Source organism: Legionella longbeachae, from assembly GCF_004283175.1.
GTDB classification, from domain to species: Bacteria; Pseudomonadota; Gammaproteobacteria; order Legionellales; family Legionellaceae; genus Legionella; species Legionella longbeachae.
In genome coordinates, this window is record NZ_RXNW01000021.1 from 33,164 (window position 1) to 59,244 (window position 26,081).

The following is a 26,081-nucleotide window of genomic DNA, read 5'->3' on the forward strand; positions in this document are numbered from 1 at the left end:
CTTTACTTACAATGCATAAACTACTATTTGGTACCTGGAAGATCGCTATGTCAATCTGGAAAAAATTTAAAGAGTTTTACACTGCTTCAGCGGAAAATCGTATAGGATTTTATACTTTTCTCGGCTTTCTTGTTATTCCTATTTTAGGAATGACAATTCTGTATATTTTAGTGCGTATTTTTTGGATAAGAGCATAATCTATTCCCCACCTGGTTTGACAACCATAAGAATAGCGCAGTATATAATCAAAAAGTCGGTATTTCATTTCCCTAATAAAATACTTTCATTTGCTATCAAGTTAGGTGATATAAAGGCTTTTTCAGCAAACCATTGAGCATATATTTCACTATCAGGGGTTAAAAAGGCCTTAAAGTCCCATCCTAACTCCTCATGATTGAAAGGTCCTAATTCAATATTTTTTGCTTTGGCTAATCCTCTTATCATCCATTCTACAATTGCAGAGTTACCTCGACCAACAGGTTGCAATCGCGCAAGCGCATGAGCAATTTTACCTGCATTAATTAGGAAATCGTGGATACTTTCAGTAGAACGCCAATTACAACATGACTCAAAATAGGGTTGAATTAATTCAAATTGAACTTGAAAATAACTGGATCTACTGGTGTAGTTTTCTGCAAAAGGCGTCATGCAATGATCAATGACAAGGGTAGTTCGATTGTCTTGCCTGCCGTAATCATGTAACGTAATCGTAAGTGCCACATCATCCTCAACAAATGGGAAATGAGAGTCCATGTTTTTTTCATGTAATTTAGCCTTCTTATCCGCAGGTAAGTTAATGCGAATAATATATCTGGTTTTCCCCTCATACTCAGTTTTTTGTTCAGTTACCTCAATATTCTCTGCAGGTTTATTGATTAACTCGTGAATATGCGCGTAGATTTCATTTTTTTGTGAAGGTAAATCTCTACATAAATTAAATTCATCTGTGGAGGCAAACCCCGGTTTATTAATTAACCCAAATTGATGCCTTAAGGGACCATGTTTTAAAATTTTAGCTACCTCGCGTCTTTTATTTGCTAACCAAGCATAAGTACATCCAATTTGGGTAGATAATAACTCTTCTGGACAACGAAGATCCTTATGGATTATAGGGGGACTCTCCGGAAAGAAGGGAAAGAGATTACCTAATTCATTAATAACTGCCTCAGAATACATTAACCATGTATTCTGCTTTGTTGCATCAAAATCTTTTATACGATCCTTGGATGATACTGTTGAAAACACAATGTTCGGATTGCTGCTTATATGCAACTCTTTAGTTTTATCTTTCATAATAAATCTTTTTATATTGAACTTTATCTAAGTGTAGCGCATCCCCCAATACACTCTGGAAAACGATGCATCATCTCCCTATCTTTAATTATCACAAGGTGTTCGACAATCTATAAACAGACTTATCCACAGAAAATGTGCATAACTTAGATAAATAGATTCATGTCTAAAATGAATAAACTCTAGCTAAAACAAGGAAAGATGGAAAAGTTAGGTAATAAACTCAGCTTTTTTTTGAAGAAATATCCACAGGCTTGAATTTTGATAGGAATTAAGGCCTGTCTATTTTAAACAAACAAAAATAAAAAAAACAGTCTTGACTTCGAACTATTTTTTCTTGACTTAAACTAACATTAGAAAATAGAAATGTTATGACAGAGCACTAAGGATATTTAGATTTGCCCCCACTAAAATACTGGGGGCAAGTTATTTATTTTCTTCTGATTGCTAATAATGACTTCTTTACTGAAAAATAGCTCGATTTTCTCGAATATCTGATGCTTTAGCGATTTTATCTTGCTCGTAGGACTCAAGCTTCATGGTAATGCAATCCTTGTATTTCTGTGCTGAAAGACTTGTGCGGAGCTCCGCTAATTTGGTTTTGCATCTTTTTTCTGCATTTGGATAAATTTCCATGGTTTTAATCAGGTAGTCAACGATTCTTTTTGAAAACAATGTATCATTGTCCATTGGGTTTTGGTGATTTTTTGCAAACATTGATTGCCGAAAACCAAACATCCCCTGATTCGCATACGCAAAACGATGAATATTTTGATGTAAGTCCATATAGAGTTGAACCATGCGTAGGCGGGCTTCGACACCACTGGATTCAATCTGTGCATTTAATTGGTGGATATCACTATTATCAAAATGATTATCCCGTGATTGCAGACGTTCATTCATATAGGCATCTTTCATCTTTTCAAATACCCGATCTTTAAATTGATCAATAGTATACTCATCAGCAAATGCCGTATCTAAAAACAAATATGCCATTTTATAATAAGCGAAACTATCCCTAAAATTTTGTCGAGAAAATTCACGTTCCCCGTTTTTAACTAAATTATCAATTAAATCATGAAGAAGTTGAGGCGCGTTCTGTGGTTCCTTATCAAGCAAACCAATGAGATAGTCCAAATTTTTCTTATCCTTTAACGCTTGGGGTACAGTGAGATCGTGAATATCATTTAAAGCTAAAAGCCATACAGGATGCTTGTTGCTCTCTTTAGATATAACATTTGCATTTTGCACAATACTCTTACACTTATCATTAAAATGTTTATCTTGAGCGTGATTGTAAGGACTAACAAGCGATTGGCAAATTTCATAAGCATTTTCACATTCTTTCTGCATAGCTGAAGAATGGGTACAAAGCTCATTTAAAATCTCTGCTTCATTATATAAATAAGGACGTGTAAGCAGTGTGTGCGTCTTGGGGTGATTAATTGTACACTCTTTACCTTTTCGATCTTCTAGCATCGTAATGAGTGCAGTAGTTAAATTACCATTGATTAAGGACTGATCAGCTTCCTCCATGTAGGCTAAATTGAGCAGTGAATCATCAAGCATTTGATTCTCTGAATATGGATTTTCAAGTTGAATTTGTTTATACCCCAATGCTTTTTTTGAAATTTCGTTTATTGTTGGCGCCAAGTCTTCTTCATAAGAGCCCATATACTGGCCTATTCGTACAATATTCAAAGTTCCATTAGTGCTATTGGTAATAGATTTTAAATAAGCCGCCGCATTTTCTTTTGAGTGACGTGGATCCATGGTGGATAGTAAATCGATGATTTGTTCTTTAAGCAGCGCGTTTTCTTCATTCTGCTCGACGATTTGTTGATTATATTGCTCAGTAAGTTTTTTAAGAGGTTCCTGATTAGTTCTACTATTGATAAAAAATTCTCTGAAATCTTCTAATGCCTTTTGCAATCCAGGAACAGTCTCGTATAAAGCCTGATTACCCGGCGTATTTGTTATATTATACAAAAATGCAACACCATTTCTTTCAAATTGAGCCATCTCCTCCATGCGAGGTTTCAACTCAGCATAACGTGCATTAGCTTGCTTTTGTGTAATACGACCTCTATCGAGATTTTCTTTGATCTCAATCAATGCACGTTCAACTGGAGCAATCATGTCTTCATAATATCGTCCTGGTCCTTGACCCCATGCAATGTCATAAGTTGTGTATACTTTAGATATTTTTCCTGCTTCTCTCCATTCGTTTATCGCACCCGTGTATACAAATTTTTTAAATTGCGCTAAAGAAATCTGATTATCCATAAGAAGATTGTAGGTCGATCCCTTTGCCCCACCATGGGTAAAAATTGATACTTCCTTATAGCATGGGAGAGCAGCCAGGGCAAAGACTGCGGGATTACGAACTACATGAGGTGGTTCCCCGAAACCAATCGTTCCATCATTGTCAATTAATAATCTTATCATAAGTACTCCTTTAAGGATTTCAAACTATATGGAGTCTGTGGTTTAAAAAATCGCAACTCACTCTAGTTATAAAAATAATTGTTTCTCTTCTGCATTAGTTGCCTGAGATGAAAAACATTAATGATGAGGAAGAGAAAAAGTAGCCCATCGAAAACCCGTCAATTATGAAGTCCAATTTTGTTTTTTCTTCATCAATAATGTTTAGTCAGTATTTATTTTATAGCAACAGCCTTATCTAATTCTGAGCAATAAATTACATTTGGTGATTGCCTATTCCATATAAGAATAAGCATTGGTTCTTGAGCTTTCGCATTGGTTTACCTCTAACAGCATTTCCTAGATAACGTCATATTAATTAAATTTTTTTTAGCTACTTTTAATTATTGAAGAAATATGGCATCTATCCTGACGTATATTCAAAAATAAGTTTATACAGGTTGGAAAATAAGCAGGTTGTTTTTGATCTTTAATATATTGTGCAACTTATGATTAATAACGAAGATAAAGAGGAGAATGATAAAGATCATGAATCTTAAAAAAGATAGTATTCAAGCAATACTGGCAAAAGATACAAATTTAAAAATAATGCAACAAGAATTTGAAGTAAAAGGAATTTGCAAAAGCTCCCTTATTACAAGTTCAAGTCTTCACAAACATAAAAGGAAACAACCCTCATGAAAGAGAACAATGCCCAAAGACAGATACGCTCAAACGAAGAACTTATTCATTTTAGAAAAAAACACTTTTTACCTACCGCTGGTTTTTATCATAAAGATCCAATCCAGCTTGTCAAAGCACAGGGGACATATGTATGGGACTCTGAAGGAAAACGTTATTTCGATGCCATAGGAGGGATTGTTTGTATCTCAGCCGGCCATAATCATCCCAAGATCAAAAAAGCACTTATTGAAGCAATAGAAGATGATTTAATTCAACATACAAGTCTCCTTTATTTAAATCAAGCCCCTGTCGAAACCGCCGAACGTTTGCTTGAAGAGGCACCTAACGGTATGGATAGAGTATCCTTTACCAATTCCGGGTCAGAAGCTAATGAACTTGCCATTATGGCAGCACGGCACGCAACTGGGGAAACGATGGTAGTGAATGTACGCCACTCTTATCATGGAGGTACTTCGGCTGCACTTGCCTCATGTGGCCATTCAATCTGGCGATTCAGAGGACAGCCAGTAACCGGTGTAACTTCGGCTCTCGAACCCTACTGTTATCGCTGTCCCTTCAAACAAAAACCTGAAAGTTGCAATCTGGAATGTGCAAAAAATGTTGAAACCACAATTCAAAATTCGACACACGGAAAAATAGCAGCTTTTATACTGGAACCCGTAATGGGCGTAGGTGGTTTTATAACTCCTCCTGATGACTATTTTACTGAAGTCGCCCGGATTGTTCATGACTATGGTGGTAAATACATTAGTGATGAAGTACAAACAGGAGCAGGCCGTGGAGGCGGCGATCTATTACTTACCAAGACTTTGGATATCGATGCAGACATGGTAACTATGGCAAAGGGGTTAGGCAATGGGGCTGCTGTAGGGGCAATACTTATGAAATCGGAGGTTGCTGAAACAATGACTGGCAAAACGTATTTTAATACGTTTGCAGGTGATCCATTGCAAATGATCCAATCCAAGCTCACATTGGAAATTATTAAAGAAGAAAAACTTGTTGAAAATGCACGCCTTATGGGTAATCTATTAAAAGATGGTTTTCATCAATTACAAAAAAAGCATCCCCTCATTGGAGATGTTCGCGGTAGAGGTTTGCTTTTAGGGATTGAACTCGTCAAAGATCCCATAACCAAAACACCAGCACCTGATGAAGCATTCCAGTTAATGGATTTGTGTAAAGACAAGGGGCTATTAGTTGGAAAAGGAGGACAGTTTGGGAATGTATTTCGCATAGCACCACCTTTGACAATTAATCAAGATCAAGTGAATTTCATACTTACGACAATAGATCAATCTCTATCAGAATTAGCACGATTGTATACTTTATAAAAATGTATCTTAGGTCAAAACGGCCTAAGATTCACAACCCAGCATACTTTGCAGCCGGGAAACTTAAAATTTGAACATGTACAATCATTTTTCAAAAAAGTATGAAATCCCGTCATTGCCTTGGTTGTTTTTTGATTTATTTTAAATTAAGTTGTTTGAAATACGAACTATATTGCATTAATATTTAATTATAGTGAGCAATTTGAATTCAATATGAGAAAAAGATTAACCCGGATAGTAATGATATTGATGAAAACAGTCCGCCAGTCATATGCTTCAAAGTTATTCATTCAATCAAAAAGGAGTAGAATATGAATCAACAAATTCCAAATAAGGTACCTAAAGAAAACTTATTAACTAGAAAGGAGATAGAACGAGTTAAAAAGATAGATAAATACTTTAGTGATATGGTGGACGAGTACCTTATATCCCATCCACCCAGAGAAATAACAAAACCTAAGAAAGATTGATAAGCCAGATCATACCAGGCGATATATCACTTCAATCGCTTCCAGCCAAGGAAGCCGGTAACGAGTACTGTTGGTTGGTCTTTGGTTGACTTCAGTGTTGTCATGTAGCGCCATTTTTGAGTCATGAAGGAGACTTCAAAAACAAACGAACACCGCAAGCCCAAGACTGGGATTGTAGACTGTTTTCGCCCTTTTCGAGAACTTTTAGACATCCTGGAATGTTTCTCAAAATCTCGCGATACACTTCAGTATTGATACTTGCTAGTGTACTAAAAACCAGTCTCAACGCGCAGACACCAAGTGCCAATAATCACGCAATAAAACAAGCTGGGTTGATGCTTTCTTGAATGATGCTTTCTTGAATGATGCTTTCTTCAGAGAGACTTTTATATTTGGCACTCTCAGTCACCCTTGCAGTAAACTCTTCTGACAATGTTGTGGGCTTTTGAAAAAAAGAAGAAGGAGAATAATCTTTAAAATCGTTAACTTGATATCCCTCTATTTTAATTCTTGAAGTACTGCAGGTAGAGCAATTATCAATATGAGCTTTGTGATCATCAAAAAGCACGCAATGAACGACATCCTGCTTCAAATCATAAGTATCAGCTATTTTTTGAACCAGAAACTCAGGTTTTCTGCCATTATCATTTATACCATATAAAGCAGGTCTATCGTTTTCCTTAATTCCAAAAGCTGCTGTCATATCCTTTCTGGTAAAAATTTTTATTTTGTCAAATAGATGGTTTGTATCCGGCTCAAATAGTTTCTTAAGATGAGCGTCTGTATACCGAAAATTGGCAGTCAAGATCCAAATATCATCGCCTTGTTCTAAAGCACGGTGCATTTGCTCTCTAATTGTTTTTATCTCTAAGGGACTTTTAAATATAGGGCCATCGTCTAGGAGTAAAGATTTATCTTTAATTAAAGTATCATCTATATCAAAAACAAATAAAAATTTTTTCATAATTCACTCAATTATAATTTATTAGGATTCTGGCTTGTAACTAATATAAAAATCATCACCGTAATTTGATAATTCCCATACCTAGCATTAATCACATGATCATTGTCTTCGTCCATGGGATAATATAGTCCAATATTTAATCAGTGTTTGTTAGTCACATTTTTAGCTATTTACAATTTATCTCTACAAATTTTTGCGTAGATTGTACAATTTTACAACATTCAAAGCAAGTGTTTCGCCGGTTTTTATCTCTCCCGGAGTTGGATGCCCGGAAATGTTTCTCGAAAAGCGGCGACACACCGCTTGCCGATTTCATTTTGAAATATCCTTGAAATATACAAATCGATTAAATTATGTTATAATTTTATTGGTAAAACCCTTTAGCAAACTAAAAAATTCAAATAGTAGATACTCATAAAGTTAAAAAAAGACGAATTATTAACAATCATTCAGTAGGTAGATATTTTGGAGAATAATATGAAAGATAAAACAAAGGGTGTATCTAAAAAAAATACCGCCACAAAAACAGATCGATTTATTGAAACAATGAATAAAATAGAAAAGCAAAGCAAAAATAACCCAGCAATAGAAAAAAAGTTCAAATCTACAGAGATATATGACAACCTTGTAGAAATCGAACCCAATATAGATGATGAACTGGAACGTTATTTTAAGGATGAAGAGAGTAACTCTAATAAGTCTTTGAATCAAAAATAACTGCTCGTCCTGACTAGCCTTGATTTTAAGGAGAACTATCTGAAAAATACACCTTAACTCAATTTAGAGTCCTATTATCTCAATACTTTTATATTACTGCGCGAAATATGGATTATAAAGAAGATATATGCGTAAATAATACCCAAGTAATTTAACTGTAACCAGTGGCAACTTATAAGGCCACATTTACTTGACAAGAAAATAAGGACCGACCGAGAAAAATTGGATTTCCATAAAGTGATTCTGGAACTAACTTTCGTGAATCAATCAGAGCGATTTTATTGAGTGCCCCCCCTTTCTGTTGTTTTCCACTTGAAAACAGCAAAAGAAAGAACTCTTGGTATTTACCGAGATTCGTCCCCTGATGCATAACCACTATCTTTTGAGTTTTTTTTAGTTTTGATTTTGTAACGCACCATAATAATCTCAAAATAGGTTTTCTTGATAAAATGAATTTGACCGCTTAAATAAAAAAATATAATGACATCAAATACTTAAATGAATACCCATCCTAAAATACCATAAACATTTTTTATGGTCACTCATTCCCAAAAACTGTTTTTTAAAAAGTCATTATGACACTTGTATTATCTTATGTCTGCAATGGTTTAATGAGATTCAGGTTATTTTTTATATATGAGGTCTTAAACGGTTTGCTTCTTCCATTACATAAAATTAAAGTACTCCACGCGAAAACGCGTAGAGCTAAATTCTAATATCAAAATTTCAAAAAGTATTACTCTAAATCAATAACCTTTAGACCTGAGAAATACTAAACTTTAAACTGGTTATCTTTTGGTTTAGGTTGGTCTTCTTTAAATTTATGTAATTCATTTTTTACATGTTTACTTTGCTCCATTTTTAAATGGTCAACAAAACTTTGAATTTTTCGGACATATTCTGTATCTTTTTTATGAGCTTTATGGGCTAAGTATTCTTCTCCAGATTTAATTGCCTGCTTCGGGTTAGTTTTACTTAATTTTTCAAGTTGCTGTGCTACCCTAAATACAGGGACAGCAACACTTTCGAATCCCATATCAGACAATACTTGCCACATTGGTTTCTTCTTTGCCGTTACTTTAGGTTCAACGGCTTCTTTCATAACTCCAGGTTTAACAGATTCTTTCATGGCAGATTGAAATGCTAACTTTGAGGCATGTGGATCCTTTGAAAGCGTTTCATTTATATCGACAATCCATTCAGGGGCAGTAGTTTTGACTTTTTCATCGTTAAATAAATCGATTAATGAATCTTTCTCTCCTTCAAGAACTTCTGCCTGGAGCGCATTGTTGTGCAGCTCGATAAATTTTACTTCTTGCTCTTTGGGCATTAACCGCGCCAATAGAGTCAATGCTTCACGAATGCTTAACGTATCAATAGAAAGGCCAACCTTACCCAGGGTTTTATTAAACTCGCTCACATAATCTTCGCCAATCTGTTTCAATAGTTCATCCCTAATCTCAGGTGTCTTTTCTATACTAATATCTTTAAGATGTGGATGAGAGGACATAGAAGTGATAGCCACCACGTTCGCGCCTTCTTCGTGCGTTGCAAATGCATACACTGTAGAAGAAACACCTCCAGCATTGATGTGATCGTCAATTAGCAATACATCTTGATTTTTCAAAGTTCCCTCTGGTCCTGGTGGGGGTTCATATTTGTATATAGGTTGTGTCAAGATTCTCTCTGAAGCACTTGCTGTGGTACGATTAGCCTCATACGTCTTCCCTACATTCACAACCAGGGCTTTTTGGAAGAGCGGTTCCTGAGGCTTTTCGCCAAGAAGGCTCTCGTGGTACTCATTCAACTGATTCATAATAGCAGCCGTATTTACTAAAGCTAAAAAGTTACAATTATTACCTGGTGTATATTGATCTTTAACAGGGTTCAATAAATAAATGGGGCCATCCCCTGTACGATTACTCATAACCTTGTTGTATAAATCAGGAATAAAGTTATCATCATAAGTCTCGTTATAGATAAGTAGAGCAGCATCAAGACGAAGCCTCATCGACTTATTCTGAGTGACAGGCATTCCTTTTTCATCTATATCTTTGCTATCAAGATGAATGTCTTTGATCTTAAAGTCGTCTTTCATTGGCCCGAGAGAGGACCCTTTTTTAGCAATGTGACGCAGGTTAACCAGATACAACTCCAGCATACTGTTGACCAACGAGCACTCTGTTTTTGTGTTTAGGGGGTTACTAAATATTTTAGGCATGGTTATATTTTGTTCTTTAAGTTCCTTATCCAAGTGTTCTATAAACCCAGGACTTAGTCTTTTTCCAAGCCTGGCAATTTCTTTATAATTTTCCGCATTATATTCTGCATTCATCAAGCGTATGCATTCATCAAATATTTCGACATCGCCTGGAAAAGTACTTTTTAACTTTTCGACCTCTCTGAGTGCAAGGTGAAATGAAGGAAGAAATTTATTCAAATCAGGAACTTCAGCTGCGTGAGTTGCGGTGATTATTTCAGTGTTTTCTTTATCATAAGATTGACGCCTTACCGCTTTTACCTCCTCTGTTTCTTTATTCGCAAACATAATATTTCTCCAGAGTATATTAAATAAAGTGTTACATTAAATATGATTTATATGTATAAAATATATACCATAAGTAAAATTTTTTTCTTTCCGAGTTAGGTTATCTCCCTTTTATGTTGGGCACTTTGGAGACCAAAATGTTTTTTGTGTTCGAAGGAGCAGGCTAATCAATGCCCGATGCATCTAGAATATTCCATTTGATTAATCTGGTGATATTCGATAAACCATAGCACCGTCATTTCAAAAATATAGACTTACAATGAACATTTTTTTATCAAAGCCGCTTATTTTTCCATCAAGATAATGGGATGGTTCGCTACATTGGGCTTGAATTTGACAGCACCCTATTGTTGACATACCCATCCATCAGATCGATAATTAATCGTATAGAGTATTTTTTAATCAAACAAAGGGATAGAGCATCTAAATAGAGAGGTAATAATCTTGATTTCTTCTTTAAGAATTATATCAAGCCCTCTTGTATATCGGCTCACTCGGATGATCTGCGCTGGAATGCTGGATATACGAAAACCGATATGTCGTGAGATCTGTCTGTAGAACCCGGAGGTAACAAAGGTTACTGATAACTTCTATAAAAGTCTAAAGATATATTCGAGGAGAAAAGCCATGAAAGATGATAAGTCAGAAAGTTTTCCAACTAAACGTCCAACAAGACGCTCCCCTCCTCGTGAACGTGTTGGCGAACACGTCGACCCATCAATATCTAGCAGCAAAGATGACAGCGAGACACTTAGCCTTGCACTAAGACAAACCATCTCCGCTCGCGCCAGCCTCTATTGGCCCTCGAAAGAACTAAGAGATGAGCTAGGCCTTGCTGCCAAGGGGTTAATGGGATACCTGGATTTTCTAAAAACGCAGAAAGACGGTGATATGCTTGTAATTGGCTTATGTGCTCGCCTGCTTGGCCCAGAAGGCTTGGATCCTCAAGAGTTTTTTCTCGAGGTTATTGACAAAAAAGGGATTGTTGAAGAGCCTGAAAGGTTAGCAGAGCTATGCAGGCATACTTTAGAAGGTCATCTCTTAGCCGTTGAAGATGGTCATGAAGGCCCTGAACTTGGACACTCGCGTGCAGTAACAATTGCCCTTCTGGGGGACGTGGGCGCGTTTACGACTCACAGTGCTCCCGCCACAGGAACTGTACGAACTAAAGAGGTGCATCGTAGACTTAAAGAATCATTCAGTGATTATGCACTTCAACTCGAAGGAAAGAGTAGTGAAGATAGGCACTTGGTTGATGAATCAACGAAGCGTGCTAGAAAGATTGGTGGTGGAGAAGTAGTTGGGCCAACAAAAGGTCCAGAACGAAAGCGTGTTGAGGAAGAGAGTATACCCAGGACGGGAATACACGACTGCGGCAAAGATGTAGACGAGTTGCTTGGACGATTTGAGAAGGAAGGACATCTGGTTCCAACGAAATGGTCATCCGCACGACTACACGAAAGGCGGGTGGAGACTATTCAAGAGCCTTTGGCAGGGCATATGTCAGCTTCTCCATCCGAAATTCTTTGGACCTGGGATGTACTCGCAGGTCGGGGGCTTGATTCTGCCTATACAGGAAATTCCAGTAAAGAAACAGACTTTTTTTCCTCGGCACGAGCCGCCGGCACGTGCGCATTTCTAGTGGGTTGTGGGTACCACAGCGCTCTGGAGGTACTGCATGGGACGATGCTCTATGTGGGCCAGGATCCCCAGTATGTGTTACCTGAGGCAGTGGAAATGAATGAGAAAGAAACTGGAATTAAAGAACCACTGGACGTAGGAATCCTTTTTCACTCCGGGGCTGCGACGAGTTTAGTGGAAGATCTATTAAACGATATGACTTCAGAGGTTGGAAACAATGTAAAGTCCTCCATAGAAATTGTGAATGAAGAAGTTCCTGTCGCGAAAGAACTTGTAGAACCTAAAGTATCTACAAAGAAAAAGCCAATGTGGCAAGTATTGTCTGATATGGGTTTCGAGAGTGTTGCTGTCCCTATATTTAAGGTAGCGCATAAACTTGAAGAATTAAGTAAAACAAATCTAAAGCAGGCAATAAAGTCTGGAGAAGAATACTTGGCCTATAAAACACATAAAAAAGATACAGAATATGTTAAAAGAATACAGAGCTTTGTAGAGCACTTAAAAATGAAGCAGAGTAAACAAGTGAAAAGTGAGTTACATAAATTTAAAGAGGAACAAAACCCGAAACATGACAAAGATAGCCAATTTAAAGTTTAAATGTGTTGATCTAATTTGATATTACACGTGATTTTGATATCAAAATTTGCTTTATGCTTTTACGCATGGAATCGTAATGTTGAAATAACCTGGTATTATTCAATAATACCATAGCAAGCATATTTAAATCCTTTAACCCCAAAAACCATCTTCCTTTGGTTATTATCTTATGAGAGACCATTATTGATTAATTTTTGACTATATTGTTTGAATTGCGATCTGTTTTACATTAATATTTAATTATAGTGACCAACTTATGCGCAACCATGAAGAAGAAAATAGAGAAAGAGAAAGTAACCCTACCTATTTCAGTGAATAATTCTTTCGCAGAGGAGAACCGTTCAAGTACGGTTTTAGAGGAGTCACAAAAAGATATAAAGTATCCTTTTACTATACTTGAGCATTCCATGACACCTTGGAGTGTACTCAAAGACACATGGCGTAATTATCAGCATGCCAAGGTGGAATTTAGGCATCTTGTTGCGTTAAAACCAGAACGAATTATTTTTCACGAACTTGTAGCGCGAATGCAAGGACTTGTAGTTCAAGAAGACTCTCCAGCGAGGGGAGAGGAAGTTTTTCAACAAATGATCAAGATAGCAAGAAAAGATATTGTTGAAGATGAAGATTATCAACTAGTAATAGAGACAATGAATACGGAATATGACACCTTATGCGAACAACTAGCCCCCATGAAGGAGGGAAATTACGAGGATTTAAAATTAGATCTTGAGGGACAAAATGTTGCAAAGCAATTTTTAAGAGAAGCTATAAAAGCTAATGGCAATAGAGAATTGACAGAGGAGCAAAATGCGGCTTGTTTTCAAAGAACGCTCGCCACTCTTTATACGAGAAAAGCGAGAGGGCTTGCGGCAAAATTTATGAACGAGAAATTACCAGAAATTTTAAAAGAACATGAGTGGGAATTTCTACCTACAAAACCTGTCAATCAAAGTATTTTTTTATTTACAACTGGAGGCTCTGCTTCGGGTAAGACCTCCTCTCTTATAAAAGTAGCCAGCGGGATAGAAGAAGAACATCATGTTACATGGAAAGATATGTCACATCATAACACGGATAGGTTATGTACCATTGTATTTGATAAAAAGGTCGATCCCAAACAATATTTTTACCTCGCCGGCGATGAAGCACGTTTGATAAAAGAAAGGGAATTAGAGGTATGTGATGAACTTACCACTCAGTATGGATTGGCCGTTGACGAAGTAGATGATGCCGTTAGCATCAGGCTCGACCGATTTGAAGATGCAATAAATAAGAGAAAAGAAGTTGTGGTGTGTGCGGTTTCTACCGATACTGAAACGGCATTTCACCGTGCCTATTCAAGAGGTCAGCAAGCAGAGCGGTTTACCAATGCAAGTGCGTTATTAAAATCCCACAAAGACGCACCAAACAGTTTAAAGGAGGCCTTTTCCAAGTTTAAAGAGGATACAGATAATGTTTCTATCCTCATGTATGACAATAATAGTGATATAGAAGGCAAGACTGATCTTTTCTGTACCATTAGCTCAGGTTCAAAAAGCATCAATGTACTTAATTCGTCTCAATTGAATTTATGGTTAAAAAAATGCAACATGAACGTTGAATTAGGTAAGCTTGAAAATGACGAGTATTATGAGTTGGATCTGTATTCACAACCGTCAATAACTCCTGAAGAATACTTTGAACCATTGCTTAAGTTAGGTTATAAGATAAACTATACCAAAGCATTGGAAAAAGAAACTACCCTTTCTTCTGTTGAGAAAGAATCTGTTGAACCTAAAGTAACTGCAAAGAAAAAACCACTGTGGCAAGTATTGTCTGACATGGGTTTCGAAAGCGTTGCGGTCCCTGTATTTAGGGTAGCGCAGCAACTTGAAGAATTAAGTAAAACAAATCCAAGGCAGGCAATAAAATCTGGAGAAGAATATTTAGCCCATAAAACACATAAAAAAGATACAGAATATGTTCGAAAAATACAAAGCTTTGTTGATCACTTAAAAATGGAGCATAGTAAACAGGTAAAAAGTGAATTACATAAATTTAAAGAGGAACAAAACCCTAAACCCAAAGATAGCCAATTTAAAGTAAATTAAATTGAATTAACTGAATTGAGTATTTCCCTCGCGTCTAAAATCCTCTAACAGGGACATCTATTGGATCAGGATTACTAACATTATTTTCCAATTTTTTCGCACTTTGAAAGAATGTCTGCCCAGAAGACTGCCAAAATTTTGGTGTATTACCGGTTATTGCAGAATAAGCAAGAACCCCAAAGCCAGGAAGAATACCAGTCACCAATATGCTTAAAGCAATCAATGTATATCTTTTCCATTCAGAATCTCGATGAGTTTCGATGAGTCGTTCTGCTTCATTTAATTGATTATAGAACTGGCCAACTTTGATACTAGGTTTGTTCTTTGCTTCAAGTATGTCATGCAGCTCGCTAATCTTATCAAATTTTTGCTTAAGAATCCTGGTAGATTTATTTTCTGGCCAGCTTTGAATTTTTCTCACATTATTAGCAAGATTAGGAAAATCATTAACATCCAGAGTGGGATCCACATTATTTTTTATTTCTTTAGCCAAATGAATTAAATAATCTTTAGTTAATGGAGTTAATTCTCGTTTAATAATGATTTGAAGTTTGAACTCATACTCATCATCAACCGTTGCTGTTGTGTTTTGTTCGGCCCTTAATATTTCCAATTGTTGATTGAGATGAGCTATATTGCCCCGAAGATTTTGATTCTCTTCCTCTAGCAGATCATTTGCCCTGGATAATTCAACAATTAACTTTTGTTGCTCTTCATTACTTGAAGTTAAGGCATTTGCAAATTGCATTTGCTTGTCCTTTTCGTCAGTCAACAAGACAATCACTTTTGCCTTATCTTCATTTCCTGAGACTAATGAGTTAATAAGGTCCGCTTGCTTTGAGAAATCGTGCTCTAATTTATTAATCAATTCTGCTTGTTGTTGCCTATCTTGGGTCAACAGGACTATCTGATTCGCCTGTTGTTTATTGGTTAAAGATAACTCTTGAATCACATGTAATTTTTCTTCGATGGTTAACGCTAAAGGGTTAACAACTCCCATACCTACAGCTAGTCCTTCAATTAGTTGGAAGATATCTTGATGTTCATCACCAAATATCTCTTGAACATTTTGTAAAGGTATCTTATGGCGATGGATGTATTGAGCTGCCAGATAAATGACTCGCGATTTATATTCTTCCAACTCTGTTTCGAGTTGTTCATAATCAAGGGTATTATCAAGCACTTTAAAGTCAGGAAGCGCTTTTCTAAATTGATCGAGTTCATTAGAGGATGCAATAACTTCCTGAATAATATGAGGTAATAAATAAGTGAGATTTTCATCCACAGCTTCATCGATTAATAAGCAAGACCACTCACGGCTGTTTATGGATAACTCACTGGAAAACTCAAGTTTGGATAATTCTGAAAATTCTTGCTCCAAAAATTGTTTCACTTCATAAGACAGTGGGCTCTTTCCCTGAAGTTGTTCGGATTTTAATATAAATCCTTTTAACTTTTCTATTAATATTTCATTTTCGAAAGTATTCCCTTCTGCCTTCTTTTCTTCCAGGTTATCAATAATCTTTTGAATTTTACCGTCTAGCTCGTTAATAAATTGCTTTTCCTTTAATTTATTTGCAAGTTCTTGATATTGATCCTTTAGAGTATTGCGTTTCATAGTCAACGTGGTTTCTAAATCAGATTTCAATTGCTCAAAAATCTTTGTAGCTAATTCATTATGTGGATCGATTTGAGTGACATTTGAAAACACAGAAAATGTTCTTTGAACTGCCTCGTAAACAGCAGATCTTTCTTCAGGGTTTATTAATTTATTTTGTAAATAGGTTTGTCTTACTTCTTCAATAAGTGTAGTTAAACCTTGTAAAAGTAATTCAAACCCCTCTTTAGAATCGATAGCATGGGCAATTTTATCAAACATGATTGATTCGGTCATGTCCTGAAGCTCTGTGTTCGGTTCTTTTTTTTTCAGATCTTTCAACTCTTGCAATTTCTTTGTGTGTTCACAAATTTTGACCAAACGTTGCGTAGCAATATCCAAGGTTCCACTAAGGGGAATATCATCTGATAAACCTAACTCATGATTTAAATGCATGCGCGCATGCTCGTAATTCAGGAAATGTCCACCAGGAACGGGTGGAATAATCACATCTAAAAAAGTATCATTATGTGCTAAATAGTGAACAATCCGCTGATCGGCAACATTCCATATTAATTTAAGTAGCGCTTGCTCTTGTCCAAGTACTGCATAGGAAGTTTTATTGTAATTTAAATAAGCTTCCTTATTTTCGATAATCTGATTGTACAATTTAAAATAAAGATCCTTTAATCGTTTTTCCCAAGGAAGAAATTCTTGTTCAAATAGCTCAGTCATTAACTCAGAAAACGGATCATCTTTCTGGGGTCGTGGAGTAACGTTAACCCCGTTTCGTTTTAAGAAATCAATAAGCTTAACCAAGGCGAGTTCTTGTACATGGGCCGTTGATTTTTCAGATGGGTTCTTACCTCTTTGTTGATCCAAAAGATTTCCAGAACCTGTTCCATGATGTCCTGGTAAACTTTGTAGTTTAAATTTAGTTTCTGGAGAAGCACATTTAGGTACGATTGGTTTAAAGCAACGCGTGCGCTCATTTTCATAAACAATCTGCTCATATTCTTTAACAATTTTTGGTACTTCATAAAAACGTGGATCTCTCCAGGCTAGGGAAGAAACATGTGTAACTCCTAGATAATTTCCTCCCGGAACAGGATCAATATTCAACATGGATATTTTTACATCACTTATATGTTTACTGATTTCATCCCATTTTAAACTCTCAAAAACACCTTTATGAGAGCCTGACATCGCCGTTTTAGTATACTTACATACACTGTTTAAAATTTCGGAGCTAAAACTATCTATTCCGTTTTCTTTTATTAGATTTTGTAGGCGCTCTAACTCATGGGCAACCAATATCGCCTCAATAGCACCGCGGCTATGAGCAATGACACTGATATTTGTTTCTCCGCGGCTAATTGCCTCCAATACTGCAGCAACTCCCCGTGCAATTCGATCTCCAACCTCTGAACCCAAAGTAGTAGGACCATCAATAACAGCTACGTCCTGATTTCTAAAACGAGTCACATCATCCGTAGGCATTGTTGATTCGTTATTAATTAGCGTGGAAATGTAACTTAATGTTTCTGCTTTATCATATGCATTTTCTAAATGATTTGGAGTAAATTGAGTATCAGTACCTAATAAAGTCAGGGTAAAAGACATAATTAATCCAAAATAAATCTCGATGTCTTCATTATAAATTAAGGATGTTAAGTAAATATTAATTAGGGATTGCCTAATTTGAACTCATAGAACAACCTTTGTATGGATCAAAATTCAGAGCTCATTTTAGTGATTAATTTCTTTATTTCTACATGATTAATACGCACAGCAATTTGAATTATTTTTAGTCAAATAAAGCTAATTCATCTAACTCCTTTTTTTATTTCCATTTGTCCTTTCATAATCTGGGTACATTGGAAAATAAAAGATCATCGTTTTATTTTTCAATTATTTCAGGTAATTTGACAGCATATAAACAGACTTATCCACAGAAAATGTGCATAACTTAGAGACGTAAATTTGATGTGAAATAACAACAAACCTATATAAAACAAGGATATGGAAAAAAATTTAAAATGAGGGTCAATTATTGAGTTAAATAAATATCCACAGAATTGGATATTTGATAAGAATTAAAGCCTAGCTATTCTAAACAAACAAAAATTAAAAAAACAGTCTTGACTTGAACTTTTCTTCTTTATTTTTAGAGTACCTGAAAACCTTTTATTCAAATAATAACTCATAGTATGCAGGCTCGTTCCTTTTCAATTTGGAGCCGACTTGTAAATCGATTGTCAGATGAGATAATTACCTTATGTCAAACAAAACATCAATTAGAACACTGTAAAACTCGGCTGCTGCAGCAAATAACATTTGCTGATAACCACTGTTTAACTGATTACTAACCAAACCCTATTTTTCGTCAAATGCAATTAAAATAGGGCATAGCTCCGAAGCAGCTTTTTTACACTCTTTTATTAATCGATAAAGAGATTCCCGAGCTTCCGTAAGTTCAGCAATTTGATTATCCAGTTTTGTTATACGGTTTTGAGCGATGCATCTAACTCGTTCGCGATCATTTTTTGCATCGAGATCCAATAATTCTTTTACTTCCCTTAGAGTAAAACCAGCCTTTTTTGCTGAAAGAATAAACTGTAACCGTCGGATATCATGTTCACCATAGCGCCTCACTCTTCCAGAGCCCTGCCCTTTTTCAAGCGGAGGAATATTAAGAATTCCTTGTCGTTGGTAATAACGTATCGTTTCTACCCCCACCCCACAAAATTTAGCAAGTTCGCCAATCGTTTTATTATTCATTACTTGACTCCGTACTATAGTACATACTTTATATTATTTATATGCTATGAATCAATGGAGTACTCAAATGAGTAATAAAGCAGCTAAAAAAGCGACCCTATATCGCATGGTGATGCCAAATCATATATGTCCTTATGGTCTTAAAACCAAAAATTTATTGCAACGCCAAGGCTATATTATCGAAGATAAATGGCTAACTAATCGTGATCAGGTTGATGCATTTAAAGAAGAACACAACGTGAAAACTACACCGCAAACATTTATCAATGGAAAGCGGATCGGTGGTTATGACGATTTACGCCGCTATTTTGGAAAAAAAGTGCAAGATCCCAAGGAAAAAAGTTATCGCCCAGTCATTGTTCTTTTTTCTGTGACTGCACTTATGGCACTTGCTACAAGCTATTCATCTGCCGGAACTGTGTTTACAACCAAGACCTTAAGTTGGTTTATTTCCTTTAGTATGAGCGTTCTTGCGCTTTTAAAACTTCAAAATGTCGAAGGATTTTCAACAATGTTCCTGAATTATGACCTCTTAGCCAAACGATGGGTGCCCTATAGCTACATTTATCCTTTTGCGGAGGCATTAGCAGGGCTTCTAATGATTGCTGGAGTCTTTAGTTGGATTTCAATTCCGGTTGCCTTGTTTATTGGCACAATAGGTGCGATTTCTGTATTTAAAGCTGTATATATTGAGAAACGCGAATTAAAATGTGCCTGCGTTGGAGGCGATAGCAATGTTCCGTTGGGATTTATTTCACTCACCGAAAACTTAATGATGATTGGAATGGCGCTGGCAATGTGGCATATGTATTGAAGCCACCACACTATTTCCTTAAGGCAATATTTATCCATTAAATTAACTCGTTAACTTACCAGGAGCAAGTGCATGCGGTATCTTTATTTTCTATTCAATTTAGGGCTTATATTTGTTGCAACCCTATCATACGCTCAAGGGCAACACGTTCATTCCCACCAATACCCTGTTAAAAACGAGGCGAGCAACGCAAACATTAAGATTTTTATTCAACAAGCCCCCAAAATACTTCTTGCCAACAAGCCAGCCACCATCAGGTTTCAATTGTTAAAAGATAATAAGGCCCTCACTTTTGATGAATTAAAGGAAGTACATACAAAGAAAATTCATGTATTAATCATTGATCCCTCTCTTAGTGATTATCATCATGTTCATCCAGTCATAGATAGTAAGAAACAAGATTTCGTATTTAATTTTACCCCTAAAAACACCGGCCCTTATCAAATGTGGGTTGATATTACCCCCCTCCAAACTGACGCGCAGGAGTTTCTGGTGACCGATTTAGGCTCTCCCCCTCTCAACCCCTTAATTAAAGAAAAAGTAGTATTAAACACTACAATGAACCCTTATGAATTCACATTAAAACTAGACGGCGAACCTAAAGCTGGGCAGGAAGTTATGGCAACCATCACTGTTACAAAAAATGGCAAACCATTTACGAAGTTAGAACCTGTAATGGGAGCATTTGCTCATGTAGTTGGTTTTAGTGGTGATCATTCATCGATCCTCCATATACATCCTATGGGAAAAGAGCCTACTAGTGAATCCGACCGTGGTGGCGCTGAGCTAATGTTTCATATTGGGCTTAAAAAAACTGGCTTTGTTAAATTATTTGCGCAATTTCGGATTAATGAACAAGATGTATATGTTCCTTTTGCAATCAGGGTTAGTTAAGAACAAAATTGATTGTGAGTAAGGCTTTCTTCACTAAGAGAGCCTTACCCATATATTAAATGCTAATTTAATTAGTAAGAAATTTGACAGAATATAAACAGGCTTATCCACAGAAATTGTGTATAACTTGCTTGATTACTAGAAAGATGAGTGTACGCTTCTATTTATTTTCTCTTTTTACAAATCGAATCCTGGAAAACAACCTGTTTGACTTTAGACACATAGCAGATTTGTTGAAAAACAATCCATTTAGAATATCAATTCCGTCTTCTATTTTTAAGATTCATCTTCTTGGAAAAGTTAATCACCTTGACAATAAACATGGCGAACTGTAAAAATTAAAGCATTAATAGGGAATATAAAGGAATAACGTTATGGAAGGAAAACTGGAACTTTATCAGCAGGAAATTAACGCGCAAACCCAAATAATTTTTGCACGTCTTGAACACTATCGTAACGCTATGTATTAAAGAAATTATTAAAGGATTATTTCTTTAATACTTGGCGGACACAAAAACTTACTGAAGTTGCCAAAGAAGAAGTCGTTTTTAGTTTCAACATGGTACAGAAAGCAATGGAAAATTGCCTGGTTGATGAGACAATATTAGTAGAAACTGCCCAGAAAATTGCCAAAGAAACAGAAAGCCCGAGCCTTATAGACGCTTTCGATCTTTATGTTTTAAAAAGTGGTCTAGCATTGGAATTAAATCAAGATGATGGCTTGTTTCTTTTTAAACCCGAAAAACCATATACACCTATGGCCCAAGTTTTTATGCGTCAATTTGCTTATGCCCTGAGTATTTATCGTGTATACTTGGGAGTTTGCGAAACTTATTGCGCCATTTACAGTCAAAATAGAATAGAAACGCAGATACAGAAGGATTGCATTGAGTCCGCAATTTTTTTAAAACATCAACTTAATGAAAAGGTTGATTTAATTTCTTTAAATCCAGAAGTAATAAAAATTGAAAATGAAATCCTAAGCTTGCTCACCGCTAAAAAAGTACATGAAGGATTAGATCAATTTAAGAAAAATATTGATACCCTTAAAATTAAATTGGTTGCATTATTGGAATCTGGAACAAATTATTTACAAGACTCCTATAAAGAATTCCCTAATAATCCTATATTATGGATACTTCATGATCGCAGTTGGCATGCATTACTAAAGACTATTTCAGGCCTCCTTTATGCAAAGCAATATTACTATTCTACTTTGTATGGCACATTAGAAATTAAGAAAGAATTTATTAGTTCAATTAAATCAGAAATAGAGGAATTTGATAACGCTGTGGTAGTAATTAATTTTCCTGCAGCTATGCGTTATTTTGATTTTTTAGGTTCGGATTGAGATGTAAAGTAAATAGGAAAAAATGAAATCCATGTTAAAATTTTCGTATCTAAATGTTCGTGAAAATAGAGTTGGCTATATTACTGCATTGCTTGTCATATTGACGGTCTTAAGCAGTATATCTGTAGCAAAGCTATCATTTGATAACAATATAGTTATATTCACATGGGCGATGACACTCGGACTACTTGCTCCATTATCTCGAGTAGGTAAAACAAAATTAGAACAAATTTCATACGGTATTGAACACACAATTTATACATTTTTCATCATAAATGTATTGGCTTTTCTATTCGTTATTGCTAGTAAATACGCTATTCTTCTCCTAGCCTTATTTATTTTTATTTGTTACTCAATACCACGATTTCGCAAAGGCGCATCACTGATTGGTACTTATTTAACTGTTTATTCAGTAATAGTTTGGTCGTTTTATTCACAAAATATCTTCAATATTAATAGCTTGTTGACGTATATTAAATTTCAATCAATAGGTGTATCTATTGCCAGCATATCCTCTCTCATTTTCATATCTATTTTACCAATCACTGCAGTTACACCAGCAGATAAAATAAATAATTATTATATTTATGTACGTGCAATTCGCGCCTCTATTGCTATTACCGTTGCTATCATAGTCGCTTCCTATTTTCACTTATATAATTCAGCATGGATATGCTTTTCAGCTTTGGTTGTTATACAACAATCATTAGGAGCAAGTATTGAAAAAGCCATTAATCGTCTTTTGGGTACGATGCTTGGTATTGTGCTTGGGATTTTTTTAGTGACGTTCACTGAATTTTCAACTTGGCAAATTGCTAGTACTTCTTTAATTTTTTTATTTTTTGGTTGTTTATTTATACAGAAAAATTATGCGCTAGGGCTTTTCTTTTTCACACTTTTATTAGTGGATATTTTTTATTTTTTAAAGCCAGAAAGTGTGACCATAGATCAATACATGATGGATCGATTCATAGATACATTCATTGGCATTTTGATTGCAGTGTCATGTGAATTACTGATCTTACCCAAAACATTTTTAAATTCGTATCGAGAGACATCAGCGGGCATTTATCAGGATATGTCACTCTTTATAGAATTACTGATGCAAAAATCATTTAAAGATAATTTAAAAAAATGTATAGATGAAATTAGTAAAAAGATTAATGATCTTCATTCATATACAAAAGAGGTTAGATATGAGCCTTTGGTCTTACTTTCTAAGAGATATAAATATGCTAAGAGAATACCTGATTTGCTGCATAAAATATCAAAATCATTTGATCATATCATAAGCAATAATGATCAATTAGATTTTATCGATGATAAAATTGTTCGCGATTTTTTTATTTATCTAGAAGGCATCTTTAACTCACTTAAGATAAGTAGAAAAAATACAGATGAAGAAAATTTAATTATTGTTCATAAAGAATTGCAACAACTCCAATCATTTCCCTTTCAATCAATTTCTATTAAGGCCATTGATAGCATTAAACCGATGGCACATAAAATTGAAGATCTATTGAATCTTTACATGAAAATATACTCAACAAACAAATGGTATATACGATGGAAATAAAGCCTATAACTTTATGACGTTTTAGATAATAAACATGCGGCATTTGAGTAAAACCCGAAGAGGTTATGCAAAATGTGCATACCTCTTGCAACATCTGATTCGTTAACAACAGATTTCCCTAATTTTATCTCGGTAAAATTAACTAAGAAGCAATTAAAACGACTCAAGAGGAAAAGACATAGTCTCTTAATTGGAATAGTTGGATATAAAAAATTACATATTTTTATGTCGAACGCGTTAATTAATGAAGTAAAAATAGGAAATCAAAATGACCAAACTCCATGATCAATTAAACAAAATTAAACAAAATTAAACAAAATTAAACAAAATTAAACAAAACCTAACAGGGTTCGAAGTAAATATAAATGGCATGAATCAAAGATATCCACAGCTAGGAGCATTGTGACTTTGCAGCAAAAAAGCATTGATTCATTATTTTGAGCACAACCTATTGATTTTATTGCGACTGCTAGAGCTAATCTTGCTGCTCTTAAGAGCAGCAGGGTTGCTAAATGACACCAGCAAAAGAATTACCCATTGTCATTGAGAAATCACAGGAAGAAGTTGAGCAGATCGTTGCATTGGTGCGCTCATCAAACCTACCTGAGGGCAAAAAACCGTTTGTCATTGGGTGTATTAACCTGGCTTCTTGGATCCCGAGGGCACTGATCGAGCATAAAATCACTGTATCCAATTTAAAGCGGTTTATCTTTGGCAAGACTACTAAACAACAAGACAAATCGGAGACTTGCTGTCCATGAGATTTGGTGTCACTTACAATTCAATATTTCGGTAACTCAGTGGATAAGCGAGCTTCCAGCGAACTGCCATTAATATTAAATCTTTTGGAAATAATGAGGATCCACCCCAAATAAAGGGGCATTTTAATCAAGTTAGTCTAGACTAACTCTTTGATTTCGCAGTCAAAAGGAAGATTAAAATGCCTAAGAAAGATTGTATCCTAAATTTACCGGGATATTCTATTAAAAAGGTGAGTGGAGAAAACCCTGTTTTAATAGAAGTTAGTTATCGTAGAGTTGTACGATGCATTCATTGTGGTAATAAGAAGCTTCGTAAAAAGGACAGTTTTATAAGGCGTATTCGTCATGAATCTATTGGTTTACGTCGTAGTTATTTATGTATTAAAGCCCATAAGTATTATTGTTCCTTATGTAACCGTTATTTTAATCAGCGTTTCCCGGGGATAGGTAAATACCAAAGAGCGAGCGAGAGTTTACGTAAACAGGTGTTTCACTACCATAGCAAAGGGGTGAGCCAGAAGGACTTGGCACGTGATTTACGGCTAGGCAAATCGACCGTAGAGCGATGGTATCATTATGGTTACACGCTTCGTCATAAGAAAATAATGAATCGTGCTTGCCCTCGTGTTTTGGGTTTAGACGAACATTCATTTAATAGAAAAGTAGGCTACGCGACTACTTTTTGTGATTTAGCGAAGCATAAGATATTTGATGTGGTTGCAGGTCGTTCAGCGAAAGACCTGGAGAGCTATCTCAATACATTAGAAGGAAGAGAAAGGGTATTGGTAGTCTGTATTGATTTAAGTAGTAGTTATCGCTCCTTAATCAAACGCTATTTTCCTAATGCAAAAATTGTTGCCGACAGGTTTCATGTAATACGTTTATTGAATCAGATGTGTTTACAGACCTATCAACAGATTGCCCCTCAAATGAAGCATCAGCGTGGTTTATTAGCAGCATTAAAAACTAATGAAGCTAATTTAACGATGAAACGTTTAAATAAAAGAGAACACTATTTGCAACAGCAACCTGCTATTGCAGCTATTTATCAATTTAAACAGCGCCTTCATCGGTTACTAATGAAAAAGCATCGCACCGCAAAGCAGTGTACGCGTTTAATACCGCTCTTTCTTAAACTCGTTGCCGGCCTTAAGGAAAGTCCTTTCGACTCACTAAAGACTCTAGGTAAAACATTATATCAATGGCGGGAAGAAGTGGTTAGAATGTGGCGATTTACTAAAAACAATGGCATTACGGAAGGGTTTCATCGGAAGATGAAGCTCATTCAACGACGTGCTTATGGATTTAGAAATTTTGAAAATTATAGGTTAAGAATTAAAGTTTTGTGTTCTTGATTAGTGCCCCCCGGAAATGGGCTGTCTCTTGATCACATCTTCATCAACTCGGTAGCTATCCAAAGTCCTTCAACTCGCTCTTGTAAACGGAACCATCCTTTCCAGATAGTAGACCAAGCTGCTTTTCCAGTCCTTTTGGAATCAGTCCAACCACCCAACCTGGCTA

19 protein-coding genes are annotated in these 26,081 nt (G+C 35.7%); 13 read left to right on the forward strand and 6 right to left on the reverse strand.

Features of this window, described 5'->3' with window-relative positions; all coding sequences use genetic code 11:
- Positions 1–47 precede the first annotated feature (47 nt).
- Positions 48–197: a hypothetical protein gene (locus tag EKG34_RS18435; protein ID WP_172622910.1), complete on the forward strand. Its 150-nt coding sequence runs from the start codon at positions 48–50 to the stop codon at positions 195–197.
- Positions 198–261: 64 nt separating this feature from the next.
- Here EKG34_RS18435 and EKG34_RS16970 read toward each other — a convergent pair whose 3' ends face one another.
- The gene (locus EKG34_RS16970; RefSeq protein WP_003636448.1) at positions 262–1,293 is read right to left on the reverse strand and encodes a hypothetical protein; all 1,032 of its coding nucleotides are present in this window, start codon (positions 1,291–1,293) and stop codon (positions 262–264) included.
- 462 nt (positions 1,294–1,755) lie between these two features.
- The gene (locus tag EKG34_RS16975; RefSeq protein WP_003636447.1) at positions 1,756–3,741 is read right to left on the reverse strand and encodes a hypothetical protein; all 1,986 of its coding nucleotides are present in this window, start codon (positions 3,739–3,741) and stop codon (positions 1,756–1,758) included.
- A gap of 525 nt (positions 3,742–4,266) precedes the next feature.
- On the opposite strand from EKG34_RS16975, the gene EKG34_RS18335 reads away from it, so the two are divergent.
- From EKG34_RS18335 to EKG34_RS18340, 3 genes are all read left to right on the forward strand, one after another.
- Positions 4,267–4,419 (forward strand): hypothetical protein, encoded by a 153-nt coding sequence (locus tag EKG34_RS18335; RefSeq protein WP_003636446.1) that lies wholly within the window; start codon positions 4,267–4,269, stop codon positions 4,417–4,419.
- On the forward strand, positions 4,416–5,756 hold the full coding sequence (locus EKG34_RS16980) for an aspartate aminotransferase family protein (protein ID WP_003636445.1): 1,341 nt from the start codon (positions 4,416–4,418) through the stop codon (positions 5,754–5,756). The genes EKG34_RS18335 and EKG34_RS16980 overlap by 4 nt, the downstream gene beginning before the upstream one ends.
- A 311-nt stretch (positions 5,757–6,067) precedes the next feature.
- Positions 6,068–6,226 carry a hypothetical protein gene (locus EKG34_RS18340; protein WP_003636444.1) on the forward strand — a complete coding sequence of 53 codons (159 nt, stop codon included), beginning with the start codon at positions 6,068–6,070 and terminating at the stop codon, positions 6,224–6,226.
- 310 nt (positions 6,227–6,536) lie between these two features.
- Here EKG34_RS18340 and EKG34_RS16985 read toward each other — a convergent pair whose 3' ends face one another.
- Entirely contained in the window at positions 6,537–7,190 is a 654-nt protein-coding gene (locus EKG34_RS16985; RefSeq protein WP_003636443.1) for a hypothetical protein, read from the reverse strand.
- A 477-nt stretch (positions 7,191–7,667) separates the two neighbouring features.
- Here EKG34_RS16985 and EKG34_RS16990 point away from each other — a divergent pair, with 477 nt between their 5' ends.
- Entirely contained in the window at positions 7,668–7,907 is a 240-nt protein-coding gene (locus tag EKG34_RS16990) for a hypothetical protein (RefSeq protein WP_003636442.1), read from the forward strand.
- A gap of 772 nt (positions 7,908–8,679) precedes the next feature.
- Here EKG34_RS16990 and EKG34_RS16995 read toward each other — a convergent pair.
- On the reverse strand, positions 8,680–10,455 hold the full coding sequence (locus EKG34_RS16995) for a hypothetical protein (RefSeq protein WP_080619965.1): 1,776 nt from the start codon (positions 10,453–10,455) through the stop codon (positions 8,680–8,682).
- Between the two features lie 627 nt (positions 10,456–11,082).
- On the opposite strand from EKG34_RS16995, the gene EKG34_RS17000 reads away from it, so the two are divergent.
- Together EKG34_RS17000 and EKG34_RS17005 are read left to right on the forward strand one after the other, a co-directional pair.
- Positions 11,083–12,693, forward strand: coding sequence for a hypothetical protein (locus EKG34_RS17000; RefSeq protein WP_003636426.1), 1,611 nt, complete (start codon positions 11,083–11,085; stop codon positions 12,691–12,693).
- A gap of 266 nt (positions 12,694–12,959) precedes the next feature.
- The gene (locus EKG34_RS17005; protein ID WP_003636423.1) at positions 12,960–14,786 is read left to right on the forward strand and encodes a hypothetical protein; all 1,827 of its coding nucleotides are present in this window, start codon (positions 12,960–12,962) and stop codon (positions 14,784–14,786) included.
- A gap of 34 nt (positions 14,787–14,820) precedes the next feature.
- On the opposite strand, the gene EKG34_RS17010 is transcribed toward EKG34_RS17005, so the two are convergent.
- The gene (locus tag EKG34_RS17010) at positions 14,821–18,006 is read right to left on the reverse strand and encodes a synaptonemal complex protein 1 (protein ID WP_003636421.1); all 3,186 of its coding nucleotides are present in this window, start codon (positions 18,004–18,006) and stop codon (positions 14,821–14,823) included.
- Between the two features lie 753 nt (positions 18,007–18,759).
- The gene (locus tag EKG34_RS17015) at positions 18,760–19,164 is read right to left on the reverse strand and encodes a MerR family transcriptional regulator (protein WP_003636419.1); all 405 of its coding nucleotides are present in this window, start codon (positions 19,162–19,164) and stop codon (positions 18,760–18,762) included.
- A gap of 67 nt (positions 19,165–19,231) precedes the next feature.
- Between EKG34_RS17015 and EKG34_RS17020 the strand changes: the two genes are divergently transcribed.
- From EKG34_RS17020 to EKG34_RS17050, 6 genes are all read left to right on the forward strand, one after another.
- Positions 19,232–19,978, forward strand: coding sequence for a MauE/DoxX family redox-associated membrane protein (locus EKG34_RS17020; protein WP_003636418.1), 747 nt, complete (start codon positions 19,232–19,234; stop codon positions 19,976–19,978).
- A gap of 72 nt (positions 19,979–20,050) precedes the next feature.
- Positions 20,051–20,872 (forward strand): hypothetical protein, encoded by an 822-nt coding sequence (locus EKG34_RS17025; protein WP_003636416.1) that lies wholly within the window; start codon positions 20,051–20,053, stop codon positions 20,870–20,872.
- Positions 20,873–21,431: 559 nt separating this feature from the next.
- Positions 21,432–22,223 (forward strand): hypothetical protein, encoded by a 792-nt coding sequence (locus EKG34_RS17030; RefSeq protein ID WP_012979263.1) that lies wholly within the window; start codon positions 21,432–21,434, stop codon positions 22,221–22,223.
- 31 nt (positions 22,224–22,254) lie between these two features.
- Positions 22,255–23,799, forward strand: coding sequence for an FUSC family protein (locus EKG34_RS17035; protein WP_223800041.1), 1,545 nt, complete (start codon positions 22,255–22,257; stop codon positions 23,797–23,799).
- A 512-nt stretch (positions 23,800–24,311) separates the two neighbouring features.
- The gene (locus tag EKG34_RS17045) at positions 24,312–24,560 is read left to right on the forward strand and encodes a hypothetical protein (protein WP_003636407.1); all 249 of its coding nucleotides are present in this window, start codon (positions 24,312–24,314) and stop codon (positions 24,558–24,560) included.
- A 179-nt stretch (positions 24,561–24,739) separates the two neighbouring features.
- The gene (locus EKG34_RS17050) at positions 24,740–25,915 is read left to right on the forward strand and encodes an ISL3 family transposase (RefSeq protein ID WP_003636405.1); all 1,176 of its coding nucleotides are present in this window, start codon (positions 24,740–24,742) and stop codon (positions 25,913–25,915) included.
- Positions 25,916–26,081 lie beyond the last annotated feature (166 nt).